The 23,960-nt window shown below is 63.8% G+C and carries 24 protein-coding genes; 14 read left to right on the top strand and 10 right to left on the bottom strand.

All coding sequences use genetic code 11. From position 1 onward, the window contains the following. Positions 1-139: 139 nt before the first annotated feature. Positions 140-1,114: a lipopolysaccharide heptosyltransferase II gene (gene waaF, locus ACN9MW_RS26470; RefSeq protein WP_426172305.1), complete on the top strand. Its 975-nt coding sequence runs from the start codon at positions 140-142 to the stop codon at positions 1,112-1,114. Here waaF and ACN9MW_RS26465 read toward each other — a convergent pair. Both ACN9MW_RS26465 and ACN9MW_RS26460 read right to left on the bottom strand, forming a co-directional pair. Continuing rightward, positions 1,104-2,441, bottom strand: a complete 1,338-nt coding sequence (locus ACN9MW_RS26465) for a hypothetical protein (RefSeq protein ID WP_426164487.1) — start codon at positions 2,439-2,441, stop codon at positions 1,104-1,106. The genes waaF and ACN9MW_RS26465 overlap by 11 nt on opposite strands. Beyond that, a complete protein-coding gene (locus ACN9MW_RS26460; protein ID WP_426164484.1) occupies positions 2,438-2,788 on the bottom strand; it encodes a hypothetical protein in 351 nt (116 codons plus the stop codon). The genes ACN9MW_RS26465 and ACN9MW_RS26460 overlap by 4 nt, the downstream gene beginning before the upstream one ends. A gap of 28 nt (positions 2,789-2,816) precedes the next feature. Between ACN9MW_RS26460 and ACN9MW_RS26455 the strand changes: the two genes are divergently transcribed. The 3 genes from ACN9MW_RS26455 (at position 2,817) to ACN9MW_RS26445 (ending at position 5,569) form a co-directional block, all read left to right on the top strand. Next, complete coding sequence (locus ACN9MW_RS26455) at positions 2,817-4,028, top strand: YncE family protein (RefSeq protein ID WP_426164482.1); 1,212 nt, start codon at positions 2,817-2,819, stop codon at positions 4,026-4,028. A gap of 51 nt (positions 4,029-4,079) precedes the next feature. Continuing rightward, positions 4,080-4,763: an alpha/beta fold hydrolase gene (locus ACN9MW_RS26450; RefSeq protein ID WP_426164480.1), complete on the top strand. Its 684-nt coding sequence runs from the start codon at positions 4,080-4,082 to the stop codon at positions 4,761-4,763. Positions 4,764-4,888: 125 nt separating this feature from the next. Beyond that, positions 4,889-5,569: a hypothetical protein gene (locus ACN9MW_RS26445; protein WP_426164478.1), complete on the top strand. Its 681-nt coding sequence runs from the start codon at positions 4,889-4,891 to the stop codon at positions 5,567-5,569. Between the two features lie 16 nt (positions 5,570-5,585). Here ACN9MW_RS26445 and rng read toward each other — a convergent pair whose 3' ends face one another. The 8 genes from rng to ACN9MW_RS26405 form a co-directional block, all read right to left on the bottom strand. Further along, positions 5,586-7,052, bottom strand: a complete 1,467-nt coding sequence (rng, locus tag ACN9MW_RS26440) for a ribonuclease G (RefSeq protein ID WP_426164476.1) — start codon at positions 7,050-7,052, stop codon at positions 5,586-5,588. After that, positions 7,052-7,672, bottom strand: coding sequence for a Maf family protein (locus ACN9MW_RS26435; protein WP_426164474.1), 621 nt, complete (start codon positions 7,670-7,672; stop codon positions 7,052-7,054). Before ACN9MW_RS26435 ends, rng begins: the two co-directional genes overlap by 1 nt. A 15-nt stretch (positions 7,673-7,687) precedes the next feature. Next, a complete protein-coding gene (rlmH, locus tag ACN9MW_RS26430; protein ID WP_426164472.1) occupies positions 7,688-8,158 on the bottom strand; it encodes a 23S rRNA (pseudouridine(1915)-N(3))-methyltransferase RlmH in 471 nt (156 codons plus the stop codon). Beyond that, positions 8,159-8,866, bottom strand: coding sequence for a ribosome silencing factor (gene rsfS, locus ACN9MW_RS26425; protein ID WP_426164470.1), 708 nt, complete (start codon positions 8,864-8,866; stop codon positions 8,159-8,161). Between the two features lie 3 nt (positions 8,867-8,869). Next, positions 8,870-9,517, bottom strand: a complete 648-nt coding sequence (locus ACN9MW_RS26420; protein ID WP_426164468.1) for a nicotinate-nucleotide adenylyltransferase — start codon at positions 9,515-9,517, stop codon at positions 8,870-8,872. Beyond that, on the bottom strand, positions 9,514-10,425 hold the full coding sequence (hemF, locus tag ACN9MW_RS26415) for an oxygen-dependent coproporphyrinogen oxidase (protein WP_426164466.1): 912 nt from the start codon (positions 10,423-10,425) through the stop codon (positions 9,514-9,516). The genes ACN9MW_RS26420 and hemF overlap by 4 nt, the downstream gene beginning before the upstream one ends. Before the next feature lie 123 nt (positions 10,426-10,548). After that, complete coding sequence (gene purD / locus ACN9MW_RS26410) at positions 10,549-11,820, bottom strand: phosphoribosylamine--glycine ligase (protein ID WP_426164464.1); 1,272 nt, start codon at positions 11,818-11,820, stop codon at positions 10,549-10,551. 5 nt (positions 11,821-11,825) lie between these two features. Next, positions 11,826-12,551 carry a YebC/PmpR family DNA-binding transcriptional regulator gene (locus ACN9MW_RS26405; protein WP_426164462.1) on the bottom strand — a complete coding sequence of 242 codons (726 nt, stop codon included), beginning with the start codon at positions 12,549-12,551 and terminating at the stop codon, positions 11,826-11,828. Positions 12,552-12,748: 197 nt separating this feature from the next. On the opposite strand from ACN9MW_RS26405, the gene ACN9MW_RS26400 reads away from it, so the two are divergent. From ACN9MW_RS26400 to ACN9MW_RS26355, 10 genes are all read left to right on the top strand, one after another. Then, the gene (locus ACN9MW_RS26400) at positions 12,749-15,244 is read left to right on the top strand and encodes an alkaline phosphatase D family protein (RefSeq protein WP_426164460.1); all 2,496 of its coding nucleotides are present in this window, start codon (positions 12,749-12,751) and stop codon (positions 15,242-15,244) included. 156 nt (positions 15,245-15,400) lie between these two features. Beyond that, positions 15,401-16,324, top strand: coding sequence for a DMT family transporter (locus ACN9MW_RS26395; protein ID WP_426164457.1), 924 nt, complete (start codon positions 15,401-15,403; stop codon positions 16,322-16,324). Then, complete coding sequence (locus ACN9MW_RS26390; RefSeq protein WP_426164455.1) at positions 16,321-16,719, top strand: methylglyoxal synthase; 399 nt, start codon at positions 16,321-16,323, stop codon at positions 16,717-16,719. Before ACN9MW_RS26395 ends, ACN9MW_RS26390 begins: the two co-directional genes overlap by 4 nt. 65 nt (positions 16,720-16,784) lie before the next feature. Next, positions 16,785-18,395, top strand: coding sequence for an alpha/beta hydrolase family protein (locus ACN9MW_RS26385; RefSeq protein ID WP_426164453.1), 1,611 nt, complete (start codon positions 16,785-16,787; stop codon positions 18,393-18,395). An 11-nt stretch (positions 18,396-18,406) separates the two neighbouring features. Next, positions 18,407-19,381 carry a quinone oxidoreductase family protein gene (locus ACN9MW_RS26380; RefSeq protein ID WP_426164451.1) on the top strand — a complete coding sequence of 325 codons (975 nt, stop codon included), beginning with the start codon at positions 18,407-18,409 and terminating at the stop codon, positions 19,379-19,381. A gap of 7 nt (positions 19,382-19,388) precedes the next feature. Continuing rightward, complete coding sequence (locus tag ACN9MW_RS26375) at positions 19,389-19,520, top strand: hypothetical protein (protein WP_426164449.1); 132 nt, start codon at positions 19,389-19,391, stop codon at positions 19,518-19,520. Between the two features lie 172 nt (positions 19,521-19,692). Then, positions 19,693-20,478, top strand: a complete 786-nt coding sequence (locus tag ACN9MW_RS26370; protein ID WP_426164447.1) for a PEP-CTERM sorting domain-containing protein — start codon at positions 19,693-19,695, stop codon at positions 20,476-20,478. 14 nt (positions 20,479-20,492) lie between these two features. Next, positions 20,493-21,314 (top strand): sterol desaturase family protein, encoded by an 822-nt coding sequence (locus ACN9MW_RS26365; protein WP_426164444.1) that lies wholly within the window; start codon positions 20,493-20,495, stop codon positions 21,312-21,314. A gap of 299 nt (positions 21,315-21,613) precedes the next feature. Further along, positions 21,614-22,867, top strand: a complete 1,254-nt coding sequence (locus tag ACN9MW_RS26360) for a glycosyltransferase (RefSeq protein WP_426172304.1) — start codon at positions 21,614-21,616, stop codon at positions 22,865-22,867. Continuing rightward, positions 22,864-23,952, top strand: coding sequence for a polymer-forming cytoskeletal protein (locus ACN9MW_RS26355; protein ID WP_426164442.1), 1,089 nt, complete (start codon positions 22,864-22,866; stop codon positions 23,950-23,952). The genes ACN9MW_RS26360 and ACN9MW_RS26355 overlap by 4 nt, the downstream gene beginning before the upstream one ends. The last annotated feature ends 8 nt before the right edge of the window (positions 23,953-23,960 follow it).

Here is a 23,960-nt window from a genome sequence, read left to right as displayed (position 1 = left end):
TAAGAAGAAATGCCGTCCTGCTGGCGGATGCCAATCCGCCAGTATACCAGTGCCGGATGCACGATTCGAATTGCGCCGGACAGGAGGCCTGCCGGTGAGGACCCTGGTGATTTCTCCCAACTGGATCGGCGATGCCGTGATGGCGCAGCCGCTGCTGCAGCGCCTGAAAGCGCTGCACCCGGAGCGCCCGATCGACGTGCTGGCGCCGCCGGCCGTGTCGCCGGTCTGGCGCCAGATGCCGGAAGTGGCCGAAGTGCTGGAAACGCCGTTCCGCCATGGCGCACTGCAGTTGAAGGAGCGCTGGCGCTATGCGCGCCTGCTGCGCCAGCGCGGCTACGCTGACGCCTATATCCTGCCCAATACCCTGAAGTACGCCCTGATCCCCTGGCTGGCCGGCATTCCGCGCCGCGTCGGCTACAAGGGAGAAAGCCGTTATGGCTTGATCAACGTGATGCACCATGACGACACGCCGCCGAGGCCGATGGTGCCGTTCTACGCCGCCCTGGCCGACGCGCCGGGAGCGCCGCTGCGCAGCGGCATGCCCAAGCCGCGCATGGCCGCCAGCAGCGAGCAAATGGCCGCGGCCTGCGCCAAGGTCGGCCTGGACCCGGCGCGACCGCTGGTGGTGTTTGCACCCGGCGCCGAGTTCGGGGGCGCCAAGCGCTGGCCGCCCGCGCATTTCGGCCAGCTGGCGCAGCATATCCTGGCGCGCGACCCGCAAGCCCAGGTTGCGCTCCTCGGTTCGCCCAAGGATGGCCCGACTTGCGACGACGTCATTGCTGCAGCCGGCGCCCCTGCCGGCCTGGTCAGCCTGGCCGGCAAGACCAGCCTGTCCAATGCAGTGGCCTTGATCGCACGTTCTGCGGCTGTGGTCAGCAACGACTCCGGGCTGCTGCATGTGGCCTCCGCGCTGAACCGGCCAGTGATCGCCATCTACGGTCCGACCGATCCCGATCACGCGCCGCCATTCTCCGACCTGGCCGCCTCGATCTCGCTGCGACTGGAATGCTCGCCATGCCGCCAGCGCGAATGCCCGCTCGGCCATCAAAACTGCATGCACGGCATCAGTTCTGGCCAAGTGTGGCAAACGCTGGAGCCAATGCTCAGCCGTTGACCACCGGCTGGGCGATGATCCAGAGGCTCAGCAAGGTGTAAGACACCATCAGCGCCAGCATCGGCAACTGACTGCGGCTGGCGCGTGTGCCGAACTGGCGCAAGGCAGTCTGGTGCCCCAGCCAGACCGCCGCCACGTGCCCCGCCACGATGGCGAACAGCGACACGTACCAGACCATGCGCGCATCCACGATGCCTAGCCGGATGAAGTAGAAGCGCGTGCCGAACAGGTCCCACCCCAGGTTGAGCGGATCGGAAGCGAGGGGGATCAGGTATTGCCCCGCCATCGCCAGGAAGGACAGGTAGTGGGCGAAATGGTAGGCGATTGCGATCGGCACCAGCGTCAGCACGTACCAGCCGGCGGTCGTGGCCAGCGAAGCGCCGCCGCCGCACCAGGCGATGGCACGGCATACGGCAAGATAGGCCAGCAGGAACAAGGCCGGCAAGAGACCTAGCGTGGCGGCGCGCAGCAGGACGGGCGGCCATGGCAGGGCGGCTTGCAAATCCAGCCACAGTTGGGTCTCCAGCAGGCCATCAAAACTGACAGAGGCCAGCATCAGCATCACCAGCACGATATGCGACCAGCCCAGCGGCGCGCCGAGCAGTAGTCCGGCGCCGAAAGGCCGCAGTTGCCAGCGGCCGTCCTGCACCTGGTTCGGTGCAAAGCGCGCCAGCAAGCCGAAGACCACAGCAAACACCTCGCCATGCGCCAGCCATGTGCGTCGCCCGAATACGAACATGCCCAGCCAGGAAAGGCAGGAATAAGCCAGCATGGCGGCCGCCAGGCTGGCCGGCTGCTCGCTGCCCTCCCAGTTCAATTCCATGTTCACGAAGGCGAGGAATAGCAGGGCGGCCGGCCACACGCCTGCCCATTGGGGCCAGGCCAGCTTGCCGGGGCGGTCGCCCAGCGTCCAGCGGCAAAGGGTATTGAGCGGATTGACCAGCGCCCACAGGTCGCCCAGCAAGGCCGATACGAAGGCCATGCCGACCCACCAAATGGCCCAGACCATGGCGGGCGCGATATTCTTAAAGGGGTTCTGCGTGCCGACAAACCCGGCGCACAGCACGAGAAGGTACAGTGCCAGCACCGCCAGCCGCAGGCTGGTCGCGAGCGCGCCAGCCAGGGGCACTTTTCGAAGCAAAATGAAAGCTTGCCCAACGGGGCGTGGCTGCATATTGCGCTGGCGCGCCAGCAAGAGGAAGGTGACAGCGACAGTGGCCGCGGCGCCTGCCATGAACATCCACAAGGGCAGCGGCAGGTCGAAGCGCTGGCCGAATCCGTGCGCCAGCGCAGGCAGGGGAATGGCTGCCAGCAGCCAGCGCTTCATCTGGGAATGACTTCCACGTAAAGCAGCGCCGGCGCGTGGTGGTGCCCCTTGCCATGCGCCGCAAGGGGAAAGCGGCCCGCGGCTTGTGCCTGCAGCTGCAGGCGCCCCGGGATGCCGGGCTTGAGCGACAACATCCGGTCATAGCCATGCAGGTGCAGGTCGAGCGCTGTATCGCTGCGTAATTCGAGCACCAGCGTATCGCCCTGCGGCACGCGCACGGTGGGTGCCGGATTGGCAATGCGCTGCTGCCTGACTTCGAAGCTGGCACTTTGTTGCGCGGACCACACAGGCGTCCCTGCCAACAGCGTTAGCGTTGCAAACAGCCAGTATTGGCGGGGCAGGCGCATATGGAGATTCTAGTCCAGCAGGCGTAATATGCAACGACTGACCCTGCACAAGAAGGAGTGGACCATGCGTATCCGTTTCCTGCTTCCCCTCGCGGTCGCCCTGGGCATCCCCGCCCTGGCCAGCGCCGAAATCCTGGCGATGATGAATTATGAAAGCAAGTCCGCCGAGTCGCTCAAGGCGCTCAAGAATCCCGTGGCGCCGGCGTCACGCAAGGAGGGCATCGCGATTGTCGATGTCGATCCCAACTCCAAGGCCTTCGGCAAGATCGTCAAGGACATCCCGCTGCCGGCCGACCTGGTGGCGCACCACATCTTCTACAACCACGACATGAGCAAGGCCTACATCACGGCGCTGGGCAAGACCGAGCTGCGCGTGATAGACATGAAGTCGAAGGACTATGCCATGACCACCGTCAGCATTCCCGACTGCAGCGTGGGCGAGGATATCGCCTTCTCACCCGACCACAAGCGCTGGTATGTGAGCTGCATGGGCAGCCAGGCCATGGTGGTGGGCGACGCCCATAGCGACAAGGTGCTTTCCACCATCAAGGTGGCGGCGCCATATCCGCATGGGCTGGCCGTTTCCGGTGCGGCAGACCGCATCCTGCTCACGTCGACCGTGCGCGCCTCCGACCTGGGCGACCCGGGGGAAGTGATCAGCGCGGTGGAAGCCAGCACCGGCAAGGTGCTGGGCACCTACAAGGTATCGAGGAAAGCTTCACCCGCAGGCGAAGCGCCGGTCGAAGTCCTGTTCGTGCCGAATGCAAAACCCGCCGTGGCCTACATCACCAATATGTATGGCGGCACGCTGTGGACCGCAAGCTGGAACAAGGACAAGAAGGACTTCGAAGTGGCGCAGGTGTACGACTTTGCCGAGGCCAAGGCAGGCGTACCGCTTGAGATCTACTTCAACAAGGCCGCCACGCGCATGTACGTAACCAGCGCGAAGCCGGGCCAACTGCACGTCTTCGACATTTCAGCCAAGGCCGGCGAGCCAAAGCTGCTCAAGTCCATCCCCGCAGCGGAAGGCGCGCACCACGTGGCCTTTACCAAGGACGGCAAATACGCCTTCGTGCAGAATGCCTTGCTCAACCTGCCGGGCATGAGCGATGGTTCGGTCACCGTGGTTGACCTGCAGTCCGGCACCGTCGTCACCAGCATGGACACGCTGAAGAACGCCGGCTTGAACCCGAACAGCATTGTGCTGCTGCCGCAGTGGAATGAGATGATGGGACATTGAACTTGCCCTCGGTGCCGTGCCAGCTGCCGGCACCGGGGGTATACTCGCGGCATGACACCGCTGGTCCTGATTCCCGGCTATATGCTGGACGACGCCTTATGGGATGGCATGCTGCCGTTCCTGCCTCCTGAACTCCCGCTGCATTTCGCCAGCCTGGCCGAAGGCGATTCCATTGCTTCCATGGCGCAGGCCGTGCTGGCGAAGTGCCCGTCGCGATTCACCTTGCTCGGTTTCTCGATGGGCGGCTATGTCGCGCGCGAAATCGTCCGTCTCGCGCCCGGCCGCGTGCAGGCGCTGGCGCTGGTCGCCACTTCCAGCCGGGCTGATCTGCCGCTGCAGGTCGAACAGCGTACCAGGGCCGCGCGCGCCACGCCGCTCGGCCCTTTCCGTGGACTGGGCCGCGCCGCCATCGCGCAATCGCTGCATCGCGACAATGCTGCCAACGAAGCGCTGGTGGCGCGGGTGCGCGCGATGGGCGAACGCCTGGGCCGCGAGGTCTTCGTGCGCCAGTCGCTGATTGTGCGCGACGCCGATACAGCCTGCCTGTCCGACATCCAATGTCCGACCCTGGTTGTCGCGGCAGCCGGAGACCAGTTGCGCAGGCCCGAAGAAGCGCGCGAACTGGCCGAGGGCATCCCTGGCGCAAAGCTGGCGACAATTCCCCACGCAGGCCACCTGATTCCGCTCGAGCAGCCGCAGTCGCTGGCAACCGCCATCACCGTGATTTTTCAATAGAAAATTTCCTTAGTATTAACGCTATACTCCGCCAACTTTCACAGGAGGCTAGGTATGCGTACCTTGATGAGCGGAGCGCTGGCGGTGGGGATGATGTTTGCGTCGGTGGCGCAGGCAAGCTGCCGTTGAAACAGCGCCTGCCGCAGGCGGGGACTGTCATTTTTGGCGAGATCCATGGCACGAACGAGATTCCAGCATTCTTCTCCGCCTGCGTCCGTGAGTTCCTCGACCGCGGAGAGACGGTCAAGGTGTTCCTGGAGCTTGATGCCGCAGACACCGAACATACGGCAAAGTACCTGCGTGGCGAAATCGACGAAGCGGCTTTGTTGTCATCACCGCGCTGGCGGGTGCATGATGGGCGAACCAGCCTGGCCATGCTGGAACTGCACCGCGCGCTGAAAGGTGTACCGGTGGTCGGTTTTGTACCGGGAAGGGGAGTTGCAGACAGCAACGCCGCAATGGGCGAAAATTTCCTGCGGCATCGGCTGGAAAACGGATACAACCTGGTCTTGGTAGGAGGAACCCATGCACAGCTGGCGGCTGGGAAGGGCGACAGCTTTACTTCGGTCCCATTCGGCCAATATGTTCAGGCCAGGTCAAACAACGTTCTCAGCTTGAACGCGCGCTACACTGGGGGCGAGGCATGGGCTTGCGCGCCGTATTGCGATGCCAATCCGCTCGACGGCAATGAACCGGACGGCGCCACGCCGGCCAAACGCATCGGCTTCGAGGATAAAGACCGCCGCTTCAACGGCTACTTCAGTGTTGGCAGAGTCACCGCATCGCCGCCGGCAGTCGAGAAGTAATTGGCGTAAGTCTTCGTCACATCAGGATAACGTCGTACTGCTCCTGATGGTAGCTGGTCTCGACCTGCAGCGAAATCTTCTTGCCAATGAAGTCGCCCAGCATCGCCAGATGCTGCGATTCTTCTTCCAGGAACAGGTCGACCACTTCCTGCGAGGCGAGGATGCGGAATTCGCGCGGGTTGAACTGCTTGGCTTCGCGCAGCAGTTCGCGCAGGATTTCGTAGCAGATGGTGCGCGAGGTCTTGACCTGGCCTTTGCCTTCGCAGGCGGGGCAGGGCTCGCACAGGATGTGGGCCAGCGATTCGCGCGTGCGCTTGCGCGTCATCTCCACCAGTCCCAGCGCGGAGAAGCCGGACACCGACACCTTGGTGCGGTCGCGCGCCAGGGCCTTTTTCAATTCCGCGAGCACGGCGTTGCGGTGCTCGTTGTTCTCCATGTCGATGAAGTCGAGGATGATGATGCCGCCCAGGTTGCGCAGGCGCAGTTGGCGCGCGATGGCGTGCGCCGCTTCCAGGTTGGTCTTGAAGATGGTGTCGGCAAAATTGCGGCCGCCGACGAAGCCGCCGGTGTTGACGTCGATGGTCGTCATGGCCTCGGTCTGGTCGACGATCAGGTAGCCGCCGGACTTCAGGTCGACGCGGCGGCCCAGGGCACGGTGGATTTCTTCTTCCACACCGTACAGGTCGAACAGCGGGCGCTCGCCGGTGTAGTGCTGCAAACGCGACAGGACCGATGGCGTGTAGACGCGGCCGAACTCCGTCAGCGACAGGAAGTTTTCGCGCGAATCGACCTGGATGGTGGCCGTCTCGTCATGCACGAAGTCGCGCAACACGCGCTGCGCCAGGCTCAAGTCCTGGTGCAGCAGGGAAGTGGGCGGGCGGGTGCGCGCGCCATGGCAGATCGCGCCCCAGGTCTTGCGCAGGTATTCGACGTCGGCCTGCAGGTCGCTGTCCGAGGCGTCTTCCGCCTGGGTGCGCACGATGTAGCCGCCTTTTTCGTCTTCCGGCAGCAGGCCTTGCATGCGCGCGCGCAGCGCTTCGCGGTCGGACTCTTTTTCGATCTTCTGCGAGATGCCGATATGGCCGTCCTGGGGCAGGTAGACCAGCATGCGGCCGGCAATCGAGATCTGCGTCGACAGGCGCGCGCCCTTGGTGCCGATCGGGTCCTTGATCACCTGCACGGTCAGCACCTGGCCGTCGAACAGCAGTTTTTCGATCGGGGTCGGGGTCGCGTTCTGGGCGCCGTCATGCGGGCGGGCTTCCCAGATATCGGCCACGTGCAGGAAGGCTGCGCGTTCCAGGCCGATGTCGATGAAGGCCGACTGCATGCCGGGCAGCACCCGCACCACTTTGCCGGAATAGACGTTGCCCGCCAGGCCGCGCGTCAGCGTGCGCTCGATATGCAGTTCCTGCACGGCGCCCTGGACGATGAGGGCGACGCGGGTTTCCTGGGGGGTGATATTAATGAGGATATCTTCGTTCATCAGGGGAGTTTCAATCCTGCCTGGCGCAACAGTTGCGCCGTTTCGTACAGCGGCAGGCCCATGATGCCGGAGTGGCTGCCTTCGATGTGTTCAACGAACAGGGCGGCCAGGCCCTGGATGCCATAGCCGCCGGCCTTGTCGTAAGGCTCGGTGGTGGCGCAGTAAGTCTTGATCTCGGCCTCCGTCAGCTTGCCGAAGCGGACGTCGGAGACCTGGGTGATATGGCCGGAAAAATCCTGCGAATGCACGGCCACCGAGGTCAAGACCTGGTGGGTGCGGCCGGACAGCTTGTGCAGCATGTCGGTGGCCTCGCGCACATTGGCCGGCTTGCCGAGGATTTCGCCGTCGATGGTGACGGTGGTGTCGGCGGCCAGGATGGGGCGCAGGATCAGGCGGCGGCGCTGGATCATGTCCCAGGCGAAGTCGGCTTTTTCCTGGGCCACGCGGCCGACATAGGCCAGCGGCTCTTCGCCGGCATGGACGTCTTCGCTGACATCCGGCCCGCGCGGGCCGTCATTACGCAGCAGGAGCAACTCAAAGTCCACGCCGATCTGGCGCAGCAATTCGCGCCGGCGTGGACTCTTGGAAGCCAGGTAGATCTTTTTTTCGGCCAGTTTCATCGTATGCCTTAGGGTTTAGACACGATGATAAGGGTGGTTTTGCGTTATTGTCCACGCCCTGTACAACTGTTCGGCCAGCATGACGCGTACCATGCCATGCGGAAGGGTCAGGCTGGACAGGCGAATCATGCCTTCCGCCCTGGCCTTCAGCCCCGGATCGAGGCCGTCGGCGCCGCCGATCAGGAAGGCCGTATCGCGGCCATCCTGCTGCCAGGCTTCCAGCTGCTGGGACAGGCCCACGCTGGTCAGGTCCTTGCCACGCTCATCGAGGGCGATGATGCGCACCGATTTCGGCAGGGCCGCCTCGATACGCTCCCTTTCCAGGGCCATGGCGGTGGCTGCCGTCTTGCTGCCGGAACGCTCAACGGGCTTGATCTCTTTCAGCACGATGCGCAGTTCCGGCGGCATGCGCTTCACGTATTCGGTGAAGCCATTCTCGATCCAGGCCGGCATCTTGTGGCCGACCGCAGCGATGATCAGCTGCACTTACTCAGCCGCAGCAGCCTTCTTCAGGCGCTTGATGACGGTCTTGACCGGCGTTGCGGCTGCAGCGGCGGCTTTCTTTTCCTTGGCGGCCTTGGCGGATGCCTCGGCGGTCTTGGTGGAAGCAACCTTCACTTTCTTGCCTTCCGGCGCGACGACCTTCGGCGCGGCCTTTTTGGCGGCGGCTTTCTTGGCCACGGCGCCGGCAGCGGCGGTTGCCTTCACGGTGCCAGGCTTCTTGGCCGCTGCTTTCTTCTCGACCACGGCTTCGGCGGCTTTGGCAGCCTTGGTGGCAGCCAGGTGGCCGGATTTCTTCGGCGCAGCCTCTTTTTCCGCTGCAGCCTTGCCTTCGGCGGTGGACTTGCGCTTGGCGGCGCCCAGTTTCACCGGCTTTTCGCCCCAGATTTCTTCCAGGCGGTAGTAAGCGCGGATCGGCGCCTGCATGATGTGGACGATCATGTCGCCCAGGTCCACCAGCACCCATTCGCCGGTGTCTTCACCCTCGATGCCGATCACGTCGCCGCCGGCTTCCTTCACCTTGTCGCGCACCGAGGCAGCCAGTGCCTTGGTCTGGCGGTTGGAAGTACCGGAAGCGATGGCGATGCGATCGAAGAGGCTGGTCAGCCCGGTGGTGTCGAACAGGACGATTTCCTGGCCCTTGACGTCTTCCAGGGCGTCCACGACGATGGATTGCAGTTTTTTGATATCCATTATTTAGTTCTTATACAAATTATGTTGTTCAATATAGTCTAGCACTACCGCTGGCAGAAGCGAGTTCGCCCCATCCCCACGTTGTAATGCAGCACGAATGGCAGTGGCCGAGATGTCGACGGCTAAATCAGCCGCCAGCATGGTCATGCCCGCCGGGGTGTTCCTGACCTGATCCGGCGTGGCCAGGCGGCGCTGGAATTCAGCTGCCACCTCGGCCGGCACGTGGGCGTCGTCCAGCTCGAAGCCGGGCCTGGCCGCCACGCAGAAGTGGGCCAGGTCGAACAGGTTGCGCCATTCGTGCCAGGTATTCAGTCGCTGCAGCTGGTCCGCGCCCATCAGGAAGGCCAGCGATACATCGGGCCCTACGTCGGCGCGGATTGCCCGCAACGTTTCGATCGTATAAGTGGCGCTGCCGCGCGCCAGTTCCTGCCAGTCGATCGTGACGGGGCAGGGCAGGCCTTGGAAGGCCAAAGTCAGCATGTCCACCCGCTGCTGCGGCGTCGCCACCAGCGCGCCCTTTTGCCAGGGCAGGGCCGGAATGACGAGCAGTGCATCGGCGTTCAGCAGCTGGACAAATTGCTTGCCAAGCGCGACGTGGCCGTTGTGCACCGGATCGAAACTGCCTCCCAGCAGTGCGATGCAGCGTTTCACTCGGCCAGCCAGTCGCGGTGCGGCAGGAAGTCGGTGGTCAGCGCCGCTTCGGGGCTGCCGTCTTCCGGGTGCCAGTCGTAGCGCCATTTGACGACCGGCGGCATCGACATCAGGATCGCCTCCGTGCGGCCGCCGGACTGCAGGCCGAACAGGGTGCCGCGGTCGAACACCAGGTTGAACTCGACGTAACGTCCGCGGCGGTAGGCCTGGAAGTCGCGTTCGCGTTCACCGTAGGGCGTGTCCTTGCGGGCTTTCACGATCGGCAGGTAGGCGGCCAGGAATGCGTCGCCCACGCTGCGGGTCATTTCAAAACTCTTCTCGAAGCCAAGGGCGTTGAAGTCATCGAAGAAGATGCCGCCCACGCCGCGCGCTTCCTTGCGGTGCTTCAGGTAGAAATACTCGTCGCACCATTTCTTGAATTTCGGGTGCAGGTCCTCGCCATATGGCGCCAGCGCATCGCGGCAGGTGGCGTGGAAGTGCTTCGCGTCTTCCCTGTTGCCGTAATAGGGCGTCAGGTCCATGCCGCCGCCGAACCACCAGACCGGCTTGCCGTCGGCGGTGCTGGTGCTGAAGAAGCGCACGTTCATGTGCACTGTCGGCGCGTACGGATTGCGCGGGTGCAGCACCAGGCTGACGCCCATGGCTTCCCATGGCTGGCCGCCCAGCTCCGGACGGTGCGCCGAGGCCGATGGCGGCAGCTTGGCGCCGGTCACGTGGCTGAAGTTGCAGCCGCCGCGCTCGAAGACGTTGCCTTCTTCGACCAGGCGCGAGATACCGCCGCCGCCTTCCGGGCGTTCCCACGCATCGCGCAGGAATGGCTTGCCGTCCACATCCTCCAGGGCGGAGATGATGCGGTCTTGCAGGCCAAGCAGCCAGGCTTTGACTTCTTGTGGGTTGGGGGCGGTCATTTTCTTCTTGCTTTCTTCCTTAAACCGGTAAACCAGTGTCTGACCCGCAGGGTCAGACACCCCGTTACGCGGCGGTCGCCGGCTGGTGTCGGACCCTGTGGGTCTGACACCGGTTTACTGGTTTTAGTGCTTCAAGCCCCGCCAGCCGATATCGCGGCGGAACTGCACGCCTTCGAAGCCGATCTTGTCGACCGCTTCGTAAGCCTGCTTCTGCGCCATTTTCACGTTGTCGCCCAGGCCCACCACGCACAGCACGCGGCCACCGGAGGTGATCAGCTTGCCCTCCGTATCATCGGTGGTGCCAGCGTGGAAAGTGACCGAATCCGGGGTTTCAGCCGGAATGCCGTGGATGTGGTCGCCCTTGCGCGGCGCGTCAGGGTAGCCGGCGGCTGCCAGCACCACGCCTACGGCGGTGCGGCGGTCCCATTCCAGTTCCACCTGGTCCAGGCTACCGTTGACGGCGTATTCCATCACGCCCAGCAGGTCGGTCTTCAGGCGCGTCATGATAGGCTGGGTTTCCGGGTCGCCCATGCGGCAGTTGAATTCCAGCGTTTTCGGGTTGCCGGCGGCGTCGATCATCAGGCCCGCGTACAGGAAGCCGGTGAACTGGATGCCGTCTTTCGCCATGCCCTGGATGGTAGGCATGATGATCTCGCGCATCACGCGCGCATGCATGGCCGGGGTCACGATCGGGGCAGGGGAGTAGGCGCCCATGCCGCCGGTGTTCGGGCCCTGGTCGTTGTCCATCAGGCGTTTGTGGTCTTGCGAGGTGGCCAGCGGCAGTACGTTCTTGCCGTCGCACATGACGATGAAGGATGCTTCTTCGCCGGCCAGGAATTCCTCGATCACGATGCGCGCGCCAGCGTCGCCGAAGGCGTTATCGGACAGCATGTGGTCGACCGCGCCATGCGCTTCTTCCAGCGTCATGGCAACCACCACGCCCTTGCCGGCGGCCAGGCCGTCGGCCTTGATGACGATCGGCGCGCCCTTGGCATCCACGTACGCGTGGGCTGCCTTGGCGTCGGCGAAGGTTTCGTATTCGGCGGTCGGGATGCCGTGGCGCTTCATGAAGGCCTTGGCGAAATCCTTGGACGACTCGAGCTGCGCAGCCTCTTTGGTCGGGCCAAAGATTTTCAGGCCGCGCGCGCGGAACAGGTTGACGATGCCGGCAGCCAGCGGCACTTCCGGGCCGACCACGGTCAGGCCGATGTGCTCTTGCTCGACGAAATCGGCCAGCGCGTTCAGGTCGGTGATCGGCACGTTTTCCAGGCGCACATCGCGCGCGGTGCCGCCGTTGCCAGGCGCAACATAGACCATCTGTACGCGTTCCGACTGCGCCAGTTTCCAAGCCAAAGCGTGTTCACGGCCACCCGAGCCGACTACCAGGATCTTCATAAGGATTATTCTTCGATGACAGCGTTGGTATAGATTTCCTGGACGTCGTCCAGGTTTTCCAGTGCATCCAGCAGCTTTTGCATCCTGGCTGCGTCTTCACCGGTGAATACGGTCTCGGTGGCAGGCTTCATGATCACTTCCGCCACTTCGGCCTTGAAGCCAGCCGCTTCCAGCGCATCCTTCACGCCGGCGAAATCGTGCGGGCCGCACAGCACTTCGATGCCGCCTTCTTCGTCGGTCACCACGTCTTCGGCGCCGGCTTCCAGCGCGGCGTCCATCAGCCTGGCTTCATCGGTGCCCGGGGCGAACAGGAACTGGCCGGTGTGCTGGAACATGAAGGCCACGGAACCTTCGGTGCCCATATTGCCGCCGTATTTGTTGAAGGCATGGCGCACTTCAGCCACGGTACGCACGCGGTTGTCGGTCATGCAGTCCACGATGATGGCCGCGCCGCCGATGCCGTAGCCTTCATAGCGCACTTCTTCATAGTTGGCGCCGTCGCCGCCGCCGGTGCCGCGCGTAATGGCGCGGTTCACGTTGTCCTTCGGCATATTGGCGTCAGCGGCCTTGTCGACTGCCAGGCGCAGGCGCGGATTGGAGTTCAGGTCGCCGCCGCCCATGCGTGCAGCCACCGTGATTTCCTTGATCAGACGCGTCCAGATTTTGCCGCGTTTCGCGTCCGTTGCAGCCTTTTTATGCTTAATATTGGCCCATTTGCTGTGTCCAGCCATGTTCAATCTTCCTTAGACGGTATGCAATCGAGGGCGACATTCTAGCATACCGGTACCTCTATGAATTTGTCGCGCCGGCGCGACCAAAAGTGCCAAGGCACCCCTTGCAGGCATGTTTAGTAGCTTTCCTCGAGGGCATTTCATCGGCTTGTAAAGTTACCATCGTAAAACAACAACTTTTATATTGAAGGAGACTTATGGATCGTCGGCAATTTATCAAATTGGGCGGCTTCATTACTGTATCGGCTGCCACCAGCGGCCTGGTGGGCTGCGGCGGCAGCGATTACACCCCGCCGGCACCCGGCTTGCCGCCCGCGACCGGCGCCAACTGGAAGTTTCCGCAAAGCGTAGCCTCCGGCGACCCGCGCGCTGACAGCATCATGCTGTGGACCCGCGTGGTGCCTACCTCCCTCGACGACGTGGCCACCGTCACCGTCAGGAGCGGCGTAACGGTGCGCGTGCAGGTCTCCGCGGCTGACAATACGGCATCCCTGGGCGGCAACAAGGCGCTCGAAGGCACGATGGTGGTCGATGCCCAGATTGAACTGAATGCCGATTTCGATAATACGATCCGCCACAAGGTCACCGGCCTGCAGCCGAATACCGTTTACTTTTACCAGTTCAGCGCAGGCGACGTGCGTTCCAACGTGGCCCGCTTCAAGACCGCGCCGGCGGCCGACGCCAGCGTGTCGCAGCTGCAGTTTGCCTACCTGACCTGCCAGGACTGGAGCATCAACCACTGGGGCGCCCTGGATCATATTGCCAAAAATGAAAAACTGGACTTCATCGTCCACCTTGGCGACTACATTTACGAGACCGTGGGCGAGGCTTTCCAGGTTGGCTCGGTCGAATCCCGCCATGGCGCACTGACCCTGCCGGACGGTACTTTCAAGAATGGCAGCTCGGGCGCGAAATACGCGACCACCCTGGCCGACTACCGCTACCTGTACAAGAAATACCGTACCGACACCCGCCTGCAGGCCGTGCACGAGCGCTTCGCCTTCATCGCGATCTGGGATGACCACGAGTTCAGCGACGATTCCTGGGGCGATACCCAGACCTATTCGGAAGGCGAAAAGCACGACACCAACCGCCGCCGCAGCGCAAACCAGGCCTGGTTCGAGTTCATGCCGGCCGACGTCACGCTGGACAGTGCGGCCACCGGCTTCCAGAACATCAGGATCTACCGTGATTTCCAGTTCGGTAAATTGATGCAACTGGTGATGACCGACGAGCGCCTGTATCGCGCCGACCACGTGGTGCCGGAGCAGATGGCCAATCCGGCCACAGGCCAGCCGCTGGGCAGCATCGGCGCGCGCTACCTGGTGGCGCAGGACCTGTACAGCGCCGCCGAAGCGCAGAAAGTGGCTGCCGTGGGCGGCTCCGATCCATTGGCCGCCATCAGCATGCTGGGCGCCGCCCAGCGCGACTGGTGGAAGAACACCATGAAGGCTTCCACCTCGACCTGGAAACTGTGGGGCAACGAAGTGTCGCTGCTGCGCATGGGCCTGAGCGGCACTGACGCCATCGCCACCCTGGTGGCGCTGCAGGCGGTTGCCAAGCTGGCCACCGACATCGGCACCACGGCTGCTACCTCGACCGGCGGCAATGTGCCGGTTGCCAGCGCGATTGTCGGCGCCATGACCGCCGGCGCTTCGGTTTCCGTGGCTGCTGCGGCCGCGACTGCGATCGCCACTTCCGCCGCCGGAGGCGGCGACACCAGCGCGCGCCTGACGGCTGCCGTCGGCGCCGGGCTGAACTCGACCCAGGCCAGCGTGGCGGTGCTGGCATTCGGCCAGGCGGAAAACTCAGCCAAGTCGGGCGGCAACGCTGTTGCCCAGGCTACCGCAGCCGCGCAAGGCATCGCGATCGGCTACATCAAGCCGGATGTGCAGGCCAAGGGCGCAGCATCGGTGTTTGTGCTTGCATCGGGCCAGGCCGCCGCGCTGGCGCCTTATTTCCGCAAGTTCCTGATCAACTGCGACCAGTGGGACGGCTACAACGCCGAACGCAAGAACCTGATGGCGCACCTGAAGACCAACAGCATCGGCAACGTGGTGGCGCTGACCGGCGACATCCATTCCTTCTTCGCCGGCACAGTGAATGACGATTACGACGCGGCGGGCGGCGGCACGCCGGTGATGGTGGACCTGGTATCGGCCGGCGTCAGCTCCGATTCCTTCTTCACCTACCTGCGCGAAGCTTCGGCGAGCCTTGGCAGCCTGGGCACGCTGGTGTCCCTGCCGCTGTCCGTGCCGGTGCAGAACGTCGGCACCATCGCGCTGAACGTCAACCTGCTGGACTACACGATGGGCAAGGTGTCGCCGACCGCCGATTCCCTGGCGACTTCGCTGATGATCCAGTTGCGCGGCGCGCTTGGTGCGAAAGGCGTGCCGGAGGCCGTCCTGGACGCCACCATGGATGCCGTGCTGTCGGCCATCAAGGCCGACTCCAACTTCGCCACCCTGGTCGGCCTGGCGCAGCAGCTGTCCAGCCTGAACAGCAACCCATGGCTGCGTCACGTGAACACCGATGCGCAGGGCTTTACCGTGGTGACCCTGACCCCGGGCTCGCTGGTGGCCCAGTTCAAGCAGGTGAACAAGCTGGTTGGCGGCAATGCGCCCGCGACCGTGATCGCCAAGGTCACGACCGCCACCGTCACCGCTGGCCAGGCGGCCGTGGTCGTGTCATAAACGCCGTCAAAACCGGCACAACGGTGCCCGACCCGCAGGGTCGGGCACCTGCATGCGGCCGCCGCAGACCAGTGCCTGACCCTGCGGGTCAGGCACTGACTTGCCGGCTTTAACGGGCCGCCAGCAAGCCTGGCGGCTTGCCGCTACAATGGTGGCATGGAAATAGCCACATCGGAACCGCAGGGCAAACGCGCCGCCTACCTGGGAGGGCTGGCGATTGCTATCGGCGGCGCCGTCCTGTTTTCCACCAAGGCCATCGTGGCCAAGCTGCTGTACCGCTACCACCTCGACGCGGTCACGGTGATCGCCTTCCGCATGCTGTTCTCGCTGCCTGTCTTCGCCGCCATCGCACTGTGGAAGATGCGCACCGATCCGCCTTTGAGCCGCGCCGATGCCTGGCGCCTGATCGGCCTTGGCATGGTTGGCTACTATCTTTCGTCCTATCTTGATTTCCTCGGCCTGCAATACATTACCGTCGGCCTTGAGCGGCTGATCCTGTTCCTGACGCCGACCTTCGTGCTGCTGGGTTCCGCGCTATGGCTGAAGAAGCATATCGGCCGCAGCCAGTGGCTTTCGCTGCTGACTGCCTACGCCGGCATTGTGCTGGTGTTCTTCCACGACCTGCGCGATGGCGGCAGCAACGTGGCCCTGGGTTCGCTGCTGGTGCTGGGTTCCGCGCTGGCCTACGCGCTGTACCTGCTGGGCTCCGGCGAAATGGTCAAGCGCCTTGGCTCGCTGCGTCTGGTGTCGTACGCCATGTGCGTGTCGAGCGCCGCCTGCATCGGCCAGTTCTTTATCCTGCGGCCTGCTGGACTGCTGGTGCAGCCGATGGAGGTGTACGGCCTGTCGCTGGTGAACGGCATCCTGTGCACGGTGATGCCGGTATTTATGACCATGATCGCGGTGCAGCGCATTGGCGCCGGTCCCGCTTCGCTGGCAGGCATGATCGGTCCTGTCTCCACCCTGTTCTTTGGCGCCGTCATCCTGTCCGAACCTGTCACCAGCTGGCAACTGGCGGGAACGGTCCTGGTGCTGGCCGGTATCTATCTGCTGTCGAAAGTGAAAGGTAAAGAGAAATGACGCCCCGCATTGCCCTGATTGCCCACGACAAGAAAAAAGACGACATGATCGCGCTGGCCCGCGAGTACGCTGCCTTCCTGCGCACCTGCAAGCTGTGCGCGACCGGTACCACGGGCGGCCGCCTGATTACAGAAGTGGGCCTGACCGTGGAGCGCAAGCACTCCGGCCCGCTGGGCGGCGACCTGCAGATCGGCTCCCTGCTGGTAGATGGCCATATCGATGCCATCATCTTCCTGCGCGACCCGATGACGCCACAGCCGCACGAGCCGGATATCAATGCACTGGTGCGCGCCTGCGACGTGCACAACGTTGCTTGCGCTACCAATTTGGCAAGCGCCCACCTGGTGCTGTCGCAACTGCAGGCTGATGCCGCAAAATCGCAGCCTGTCGCATGATTCTTGGCCGGCGCCGCGCGCGCTGGCAATGTAGCGCCCTCATTACAAGATAGAGGAGAGCCTGCATGAAATCCATCCTTGGCGCGATCGCCGCCATTGCTGCCGCATCGGCCACATTCGCTGCGCATGCCGCATCGGCCACATTCGCTGCGCATGCCGCAGCGTCCTCACTGGCCGGCCATTGGGTCGGCACCTACGGCGTCGGCAATGATTTCAATTTCCTGCGGCCGCACTTTGGCGCGGATGGCAAGGCCACTGTCGACATGCCCGCCTTCGAGAAAAAAGGCCTGCCCCTGGACGCCGTCGCGCAGCAGGATAGGCAGGTGCGCTTCAACCTGCCCGGCCCGGACGGCGTGCTGCAGTTTGACGGGAAGCTGCAAGGCGACCTGCTGGCCGGCAAAGTGAGCCTGAACGGGAAGGAGGGCCAATTTGCTTTCCGCCGCACCCTGGCCGATGATCCAGCCCGTCACCAGCCGCTGCTGGGCGCCTACGAATTCCCTGGCAAGCGCATCGTCGTGCTGTCGGAATGGGGCGACTTCCCGCAAATGTTCTACACCGATATGAGCACGGGCCGCTACGCTTCCATGTTCGCCGAAAGCGAGAACGTGTATTACGCCGGCGCCGGCAACCTGAATCCCGCGGTGCGCGAAACCACGATGCGCTTCGATGGCGGCAAGATGACCTGGCAGCAGGCCGGCAAGAAAGAGGCCGGCCGGCGCCTGCAATTCCGTTCGGAAGAAGTCACGTTCAGGAATGGCGACGTCACCCTGTCCGGCACGCTGGTGCTGCCGGAAGGGAAGGGGCCGTTCCCGGCCATCGTGCTGACGCAGATGTCGAGCCCCGCCCCGCGCGGCGCCTATGCGCTGCAAGCCTATTACTTCGCGGCCCACGGCATGGCCGCGCTGATGTACGACAAGCGCGGCGTCGGAAAATCCACCGGTGAATTCAACAAGGCCACCATGGAGCAGTTGGCCGACGATGCCATCGCAGGTATCGAGCTGCTCGGCAAGCGCAGCGACATCAAGGCCGGCGCGATCGGCACCTGGGGCCACAGCCAGGGCGGCTGGCTGGCGCCGCTGGCGGCGGTACGTTCGCAAAAGGTCGCCTTCGTGATTGCCCAAGCCGCGTCGGCCGTGCCGCCTGCCGAGCAGGAGGTGTACCGCATCGAGAACTCGCTGCGTGCGCGAGGCTTCAGCGAAGACGAAGTGAGGGCCGGCGCCGCCTACCAGGAAAAGCTGATGCGCTGGGTGACCAGCCGCGGCGCGAATAGGGCCGAATTGCTGGCCGCGGCGCGCGTCGGCGAGAATGCGCGCTGGGCCAACCAGGTCGAAATTGTGCCGGATACCTTGAAGGAGAAACCGAGCGAGACCAGCACGGCCTTTTACAGCTACGATCCGCTGCCGGACCTGAAGAAACTGGAGGCGCCCGTGGTGTACATCCTCGGCGAGAAGGACGCCTTCGTTCCCGTGCATAAGAGTGCGGAATTGTTCCGGCAGACGCTGGATGCGAGCGGCCACAAGGACCACCAGGTCTGGATGCTGCCGCGCGCCGCGCACGGCTTGTGGGAAACGGATCTCGATGGGGGCAGCGCATATATCAATTCCACGCACTGGGCGCGCGAACACTATCCGCGCATGACGCAATGGCTGCGCGAGCGCGGCTTTATCACACACTAGAGGAGTATTGAATGGTCAAGGCGATACGCATGTTCCGCACCGGCGGGCCGGAAGTGATGGAATACGTCGATGTCGAAACAGGGGCGCCCGGCCCCGGCGAAGCGACGGTGCGGCACGAGGCGATCGGCCTTAACTTTATCGATGTGTACTTCCGCACCGGCCTGTATCCGCAGCCGCTGCCGGGCGGGCTCGGACAGGAAGGCGCCGGCGTGGTGGAGGCGGTGGGCGAGGGCGTAAGCCATGTGCGTGTGGGCGACCGGGTGGCCTATGCCGGCCGTCCGAATGGCGCCTACGCGCAGGCGCGCAATATGCCCGCCAGCCTGCTGGTGAAGCTGCCCGATTCTATCGGCAGCGATACCGCGGCGGCCATGATGCTGCAAGGGATGACGGTGCAATACCTGTTCCACAGCGCGGCGCCGCTCAAGGCGGGCGACACGATTCTGTTCCATGCGGCGGCCGGAGGCGTGGGCCTGATCGCTTGCCAGTGGGCGCGTGCCTTGGGGGTGAACCTGATCGGCACCGCCGGTTCGGACGAAAAGGTGGCGCTGGCGCTGCAACATGGCGCCGCCCACGCAATCAACTACAACACGGAAAATTTCACTGAGCGGGTGCGCGAGATCACCGGCGGCAAAGGCGTCTCCACGGTGTTCGATTCGATCGGCAAGGATACCTTTATCGGTTCGCTCGATTGCCTGCGCCCGCGCGGCATGATGGTCAGTTTCGGCAATGCCTCCGGTCCGGTGGCGAACTTTTCGCTGGGCGAACTGGCTTCGCGCGGCTCGCTGTTCCTGACCCGTCCTGCGCTGGGCAACTACACGACGACGCGCGCCGACCTCGAGGCTTGCGCGCAGTCGTTGTTCGACGTGGTGGCGCGCGGCGACGTGAAGATCGAAATCAAGCAGCGGTATAATCTGGCGGATGTGGGGCAGGCGCATCGCGATCTTGAGGCGCGCCGCACCACGGGCTCCACCATCCTCCTGCCTTGATTTCACTATGACAGACCAGAACCGCCCAGCCGACGATGACGACGGTACCCCGAAATTTGGACGCCTGCTGATCGTCCTGCTGAGTGCCGTAGCCTTGATCGGTCTCATCACGTTTGCCAGCGAAGCCTATTACCGCTGAACTTCAAATACTTGATGTCGAATTTCTTTACACTAAGGAACTTTGCCATTCACATAATTGGCATTACCCTGGAGTAATTGCCATTGCGGTCAATAGTTTACTGATGAGTTATTGAGTTTGGCATAATTCTTGCTTGCGTTCCGCCGGGACATTTGAATTTCAAGGAAGAATTATGAAGAACGCAATGTTGGGCAAAGTATTGCAAAGTTTCACGGCCGTGGCGGCCTTGCTGCTGGTGGCGGCCGCCCACGCCGGCCCGGTCAACCTGGTACAAAACGGCGGCTTTGAACTGACTTCCAATGGCAATGGCCAGGTGGACTTCAATACCTCCGTGTCTGGCTGGTCTGCGCCCGGCGGATACAATTTTGTCTTTGCTTCCGGAACCGCAGACACCACCGGTGCCGTGTCCTGGTTCGGTGGCCAGAACGACGTTCCCCTGAAATTGTGGGGCGCCAATAACGGCGGCGCCAACGCGCTGGCAAGCAGCGCCAACGGCGGCAACTTCATCGCCGCCGACGGCGCCTACGGCGTGGTCGCCATCCAGCAGGCGATCAGCGACCTGGAAATCGGCACCACGTATATGCTGCGGTTCGAATGGGCGGCTGCCCAGCAGTGGGGCTTCTTTGGCGAGACCAGCGAAAAATGGAGCGTGAGCATCGACGGCAACACCTTCGAAACCGCCACCTACAACAACCAGAGCCAGGCATCGAGCGGCTGGATGCAGGAGGCGTTCACGTTTACCGCCAAGTCCAGCGGCAGCTTGCTGTCCTTCCTGGCCGCCGGAACGCCGGAAGGCCACCCGCCGTTTTCCCTGCTTGACGGCGTTTCCCTGTTTGCCATCGACACGCCGGACAACGGTACCCCGCCTGCCGAAGTGCCGGAGCCTGCCAGCCTGCTGGTCATGCTGACCGGACTCGGACTGCTGGCACTGGCGCTGCGCCGTCGTCGCCAGCCTTGAGCTGAAGCCCTGCCGTGACAGCCTTGGCTGAACAGGTCCTGCGGCTGGCAGTGTGGCTGTGCGTGCTGTGCGCCATCTTTCTGCCGCTGGAACGCTATCTCGCCGTGCGCCAGGCGCAGCCCGGCGAGCGCCAGCGCTGGCCGGACCTGTTCTATTATTTTGCCAACAGCCTGCTGCCGATGCTGGTGCTGGCGGTGCCGCTGGCGCTCGTTGCGCAATTGTCGCGCGCACTGGTACCAGTCGCGGTGCCGGAGACGCTGGCGGCTTTGCCGCTCGCGCTGCGCCTGCCGCTGGCACTGCTGGTCGGTGACGTCGGGGCCTACTGGTCGCACCGCCTGGCCCACCGCTGGCCGCTGCTGTGGCGCTTTCACGCGGTGCACCATAGCGCTGCCCACGTCTACTTCCTGACCAATACGCGCGCGCATCCGGTCGATTTGCTGTTCACGCGGCTGTGCAGCCTGCTGCCCCTCTACGTGCTCGGCCTGGCAGGCCCAGACGCGGCAGCCAGCGCGACGCCGGTCGCGGTAATCCTGGTTGGCAGCGTGTGGGGCTTTTTCATCCATTCGAATATCCGGGTGCGCCTAGGGCCGCTGGAGTGGCTGCTGTCGAGTCCGGCCTTCCACCATTGGCACCATACGCGCCATAACCATGTCGACCGCAATTTTGCCGCCATGCTGCCGCTGCTGGACCGGGTATTCGGCACCCACTACCTTCCGGGCCACTGGCCGGCGGAATATGGTAGCGATACCGCCGTTTCCAGCCAGCTAGGCGGGCAACTCGCCGCACCGTTTTCGCCGGCCATGCCGGCCGTCACGTCAGACCGAACTGAAAGTTGATTTGTCAAAATGCCTTACCAAGAAATTCCACCGAACTGGCGCAGGCTGAAGCGATGACCGGGCGCCGTCGCTTAACCCTGCAAGTCCTTGGGCTGTTTGCCGGCTGGTGGCTGTCGTTGGCGCTGGTCCTGGCTGCTCCCGCGCCTGCGTTGCCTGCGTCAGCGGCGGCCGCGCCAGGCTTCAGCCTTGATCCCTCTTCAGCCTTGCATAAAAAAGCCGAGAACAATAACTGGCTCGGCATCCATGACCAGGTCCAGTCGCGCCACCAGCAACTGCTGACCTCGCGCACGCTGACCATCATGCTTTACCTGCTGTGGGCTGTGATTGCGCTGGTGCTGGTGTACACCGTGCGGCACTATTACTTCACTTTCAACCGGCTGTACGGCGCCCAGCGCCATCCCTACCTGGATGTCGACAGCGGCAACTGGCCGAGCGTGACGGTGCTGGTGGCTGCGCATAACGAACAGGTCGTGATTGCCGATTCGCTGCGCGCCCTGCTGGAAGTAGACTACCCGCGCGATCGCCTGCGCATCATGCCGGTCAACGATCGCTCGACCGACGACACGCGCCGCATCATCGACGAGATCTGCGCCGCACATCCGGGCCGCATCACGCCGTTCCACCGCGGCGGAGGCAAGCCGGGCAAGGCGGCCGCGCTGAAGGATGCGACTGCACAGGTTAACAGCGACATCCTGATCGTGTTCGATGCCGACTATGTGCCGGGACGCGGCCTGTTGCGCCAGCTGGTGGCGCCATTCTTCGACCCGGAGGTTGGCGCCGTAATGGGCAGGGTAGTGCCGCTGAACACCGGCAGCAACCTGCTGACCCGCCTGCTGGACATGGAGCGCTCCGGTGGCTATCAGGTCGACCAGCAGGCGCGCATGAACCTGTCGCTGGTGCCGCAATACGGCGGCACGGTCGGCGGCGTGCGGCGCATCGCGCTAGAAGCAATCGGCGGCTGGCGCGAAGACGCGCTGGCCGAAGACACCGACCTGACATATCGCTTGCTGCTAAGCGGCTGGAAAACCGCCTACCAGAACCGCTCCGAGTGCTACGAGGAAGTGCCGGAAACCTGGCCGGTACGGGTGCGCCAGATCATGCGCTGGTCGAAAGGCCACAACCAGGCTGCTTTCCGCTATGCGGGCGCACTGCTGGCCAGCGACAAGGTAGCGCTACGCGAAAAGCTCGACGGCATGCTGCTGCTGGGCGTGTTTGCCATGTCGCCGATCCTGCTGGCCGGTTGGATACTGGCCATCATCCTGTTCTATTTCGACGCCAACCACTGGCTGACGGGCGTGCTGGCACTGTTCTGCCTGATGTCCTACAGCGCGTTGGGCAACTTCGCCGTCTTCTTCGAGATCGGCGCCGCCGTCTACCTGGACGGCAGCCGCGAACGTATCCGCCTGATGCCGCTGAATTACTTCGGCTTCCTGGTCAGCCTGCTTTCCATCACCATCGCCACCTTCAGGCAGGTGCTGTTCGATGGCCTGTTCCGGCGCAGCCTGGAATGGGACAAGACCGCGCGTTACCGCCAGCCGGAGCCAAGGCCATGAGCTGGATCGTATTGTTTCTTGCTTGCCAGGCGCTGCTGTTCCTGCTGCCCTTGCTGCCGGCGCTGCTTGAATGGCGCGTCCGGCGCGACGCGCAGCCGCTGAAAGTAGTGCGCGACTACGATGGCAATATCAAACACTTCGCCAACCGTTTCCGCCAGTTCCTCACTGAGCAGTTTGCCGAGTTGGCACAGACCAGCGGCTCCGCCACCGTGCCGCGCAACGGCCGGCTGGCAACGGGCGACCGCTACCAGTTGGTGGGCGCCGATGGCAAACCTTCGATCACCGAGCAGGAGCGTGTTGCGCAGGCGGTAGACCAGATGGTGCTGGGTACGGGCGCGCTGGAACTGGGCCAGGGGCTGCTGTACGAAAAGGAAGTGTTTGCCGCCGGCGCGATTCGCACCGGCAGCGAAAACTCGTTCCGCGCCCTGCTGGCGCGCGGCGAGATCGTGCTCGGCGAGCAGTGCGACGTGCTGCGCTGGGCGCACAGCGATACCCGCTTTACCGCCAGCCGCCGCGCGCGCCTGTTCGGCCGGGTGTCTGCCAGCCAGGAACTGGTGCTGCATGGCGACACCCGCTTTGGCCGCATGCATGCGCCGCTGATCCGCTTCGGCGATGCGGCGCCGGCGCCGCTGCCGCAACCGACCAGCCGCGCCACGCTGGAGCGTCCGGCCGTGCTGCTGGACGATGCCGCCGGGCGCTGGTTGGCAGGCGGCGACCTGCACCTGCCGGAAGCCTGTTTCCACCATGGCGACCTGGTCGCGCGCGGCAGCATGACGGTCGGCGCGTACGCCATGCTCGAAGGCAGCGTCAAGTGCCACGGCGACCTGCACATTGGAGCCGGAGCGCGCATCGAAGGTGCAGTGGTCTGCAGCGGCGATATGTTCATTGGCCCCGGCTGTACGATCCGCGGCCCGCTGGTCTGCGAAAAGACCATCCGGATCGATGCCGGCACGGTGCTCGGGGCGGACGGCGCGGAAACCACCGTGACCGCCGTTGAAATCCGCGTGTGCGAAGGTGCGGTAGCGCATGGCACCGTGTGGGCGAGGGAGCTCGGCTACGTCGTTCCCTCCACAAGCATTAACTGACACAGGAG

Origin of the sequence: Pseudoduganella sp. R-34 (assembly GCF_049904655.1) — a bacterium.
Classification (GTDB): Bacteria; Pseudomonadota; Gammaproteobacteria; order Burkholderiales; family Burkholderiaceae_D; genus Rugamonas.
The sequence above is the reverse complement of the archived record's forward strand: the minus strand, read 5'-3'. Positions and strand labels throughout refer to the sequence as shown.

Excerpts from the sequence above, each read along its gene's own strand:
- waaF (WP_426172305.1), top strand. The coding sequence starts at position 140 with ATGGCGCAGCCGCTGCTGCAGCGCCTGAAAGCGCTGCACCCGGAGCGC.
- ACN9MW_RS26465 (WP_426164487.1), bottom strand. The coding sequence starts at position 2,441 with ATGAAGCGCTGGCTGCTGGCAGCCATTCCCCTGCCTGCGCTGGCGCAC.
- ACN9MW_RS26460 (WP_426164484.1), bottom strand. The coding sequence starts at position 2,788 with ATGCGCCTGCCCCGCCAATACTGGCTGTTTGCAACGCTAACGCTGTTG.
- ACN9MW_RS26455 (WP_426164482.1), top strand. The coding sequence starts at position 2,817 with ATGCAACGACTGACCCTGCACAAGAAGGAGTGGACCATGCGTATCCGT.
- ACN9MW_RS26450 (WP_426164480.1), top strand. The coding sequence starts at position 4,080 with ATGACACCGCTGGTCCTGATTCCCGGCTATATGCTGGACGACGCCTTA.
- rng (WP_426164476.1), bottom strand. The coding sequence starts at position 7,052 with ATGAACGAAGATATCCTCATTAATATCACCCCCCAGGAAACCCGCGTC.
- ACN9MW_RS26435 (WP_426164474.1), bottom strand. The coding sequence starts at position 7,672 with ATGAAACTGGCCGAAAAAAAGATCTACCTGGCTTCCAAGAGTCCACGC.
- rsfS (WP_426164470.1), bottom strand. The coding sequence starts at position 8,866 with ATGGATATCAAAAAACTGCAATCCATCGTCGTGGACGCCCTGGAAGAC.
- hemF (WP_426164466.1), bottom strand. The coding sequence starts at position 10,425 with ATGACCGCCCCCAACCCACAAGAAGTCAAAGCCTGGCTGCTTGGCCTG.
- purD (WP_426164464.1), bottom strand. The coding sequence starts at position 11,820 with ATGAAGATCCTGGTAGTCGGCTCGGGTGGCCGTGAACACGCTTTGGCT.
- ACN9MW_RS26405 (WP_426164462.1), bottom strand. The coding sequence starts at position 12,551 with ATGGCTGGACACAGCAAATGGGCCAATATTAAGCATAAAAAGGCTGCA.
- ACN9MW_RS26400 (WP_426164460.1), top strand. The coding sequence starts at position 12,749 with ATGGATCGTCGGCAATTTATCAAATTGGGCGGCTTCATTACTGTATCG.
- ACN9MW_RS26395 (WP_426164457.1), top strand. The coding sequence starts at position 15,401 with ATGGAAATAGCCACATCGGAACCGCAGGGCAAACGCGCCGCCTACCTG.
- ACN9MW_RS26390 (WP_426164455.1), top strand. The coding sequence starts at position 16,321 with ATGACGCCCCGCATTGCCCTGATTGCCCACGACAAGAAAAAAGACGAC.
- ACN9MW_RS26385 (WP_426164453.1), top strand. The coding sequence starts at position 16,785 with ATGAAATCCATCCTTGGCGCGATCGCCGCCATTGCTGCCGCATCGGCC.
- ACN9MW_RS26380 (WP_426164451.1), top strand. The coding sequence starts at position 18,407 with ATGGTCAAGGCGATACGCATGTTCCGCACCGGCGGGCCGGAAGTGATG.
- ACN9MW_RS26375 (WP_426164449.1), top strand. The coding sequence starts at position 19,389 with ATGACAGACCAGAACCGCCCAGCCGACGATGACGACGGTACCCCGAAA.
- ACN9MW_RS26370 (WP_426164447.1), top strand. The coding sequence starts at position 19,693 with ATGAAGAACGCAATGTTGGGCAAAGTATTGCAAAGTTTCACGGCCGTG.
- ACN9MW_RS26360 (WP_426172304.1), top strand. The coding sequence starts at position 21,614 with ATGCTTTACCTGCTGTGGGCTGTGATTGCGCTGGTGCTGGTGTACACC.
- ACN9MW_RS26355 (WP_426164442.1), top strand. The coding sequence starts at position 22,864 with ATGAGCTGGATCGTATTGTTTCTTGCTTGCCAGGCGCTGCTGTTCCTG.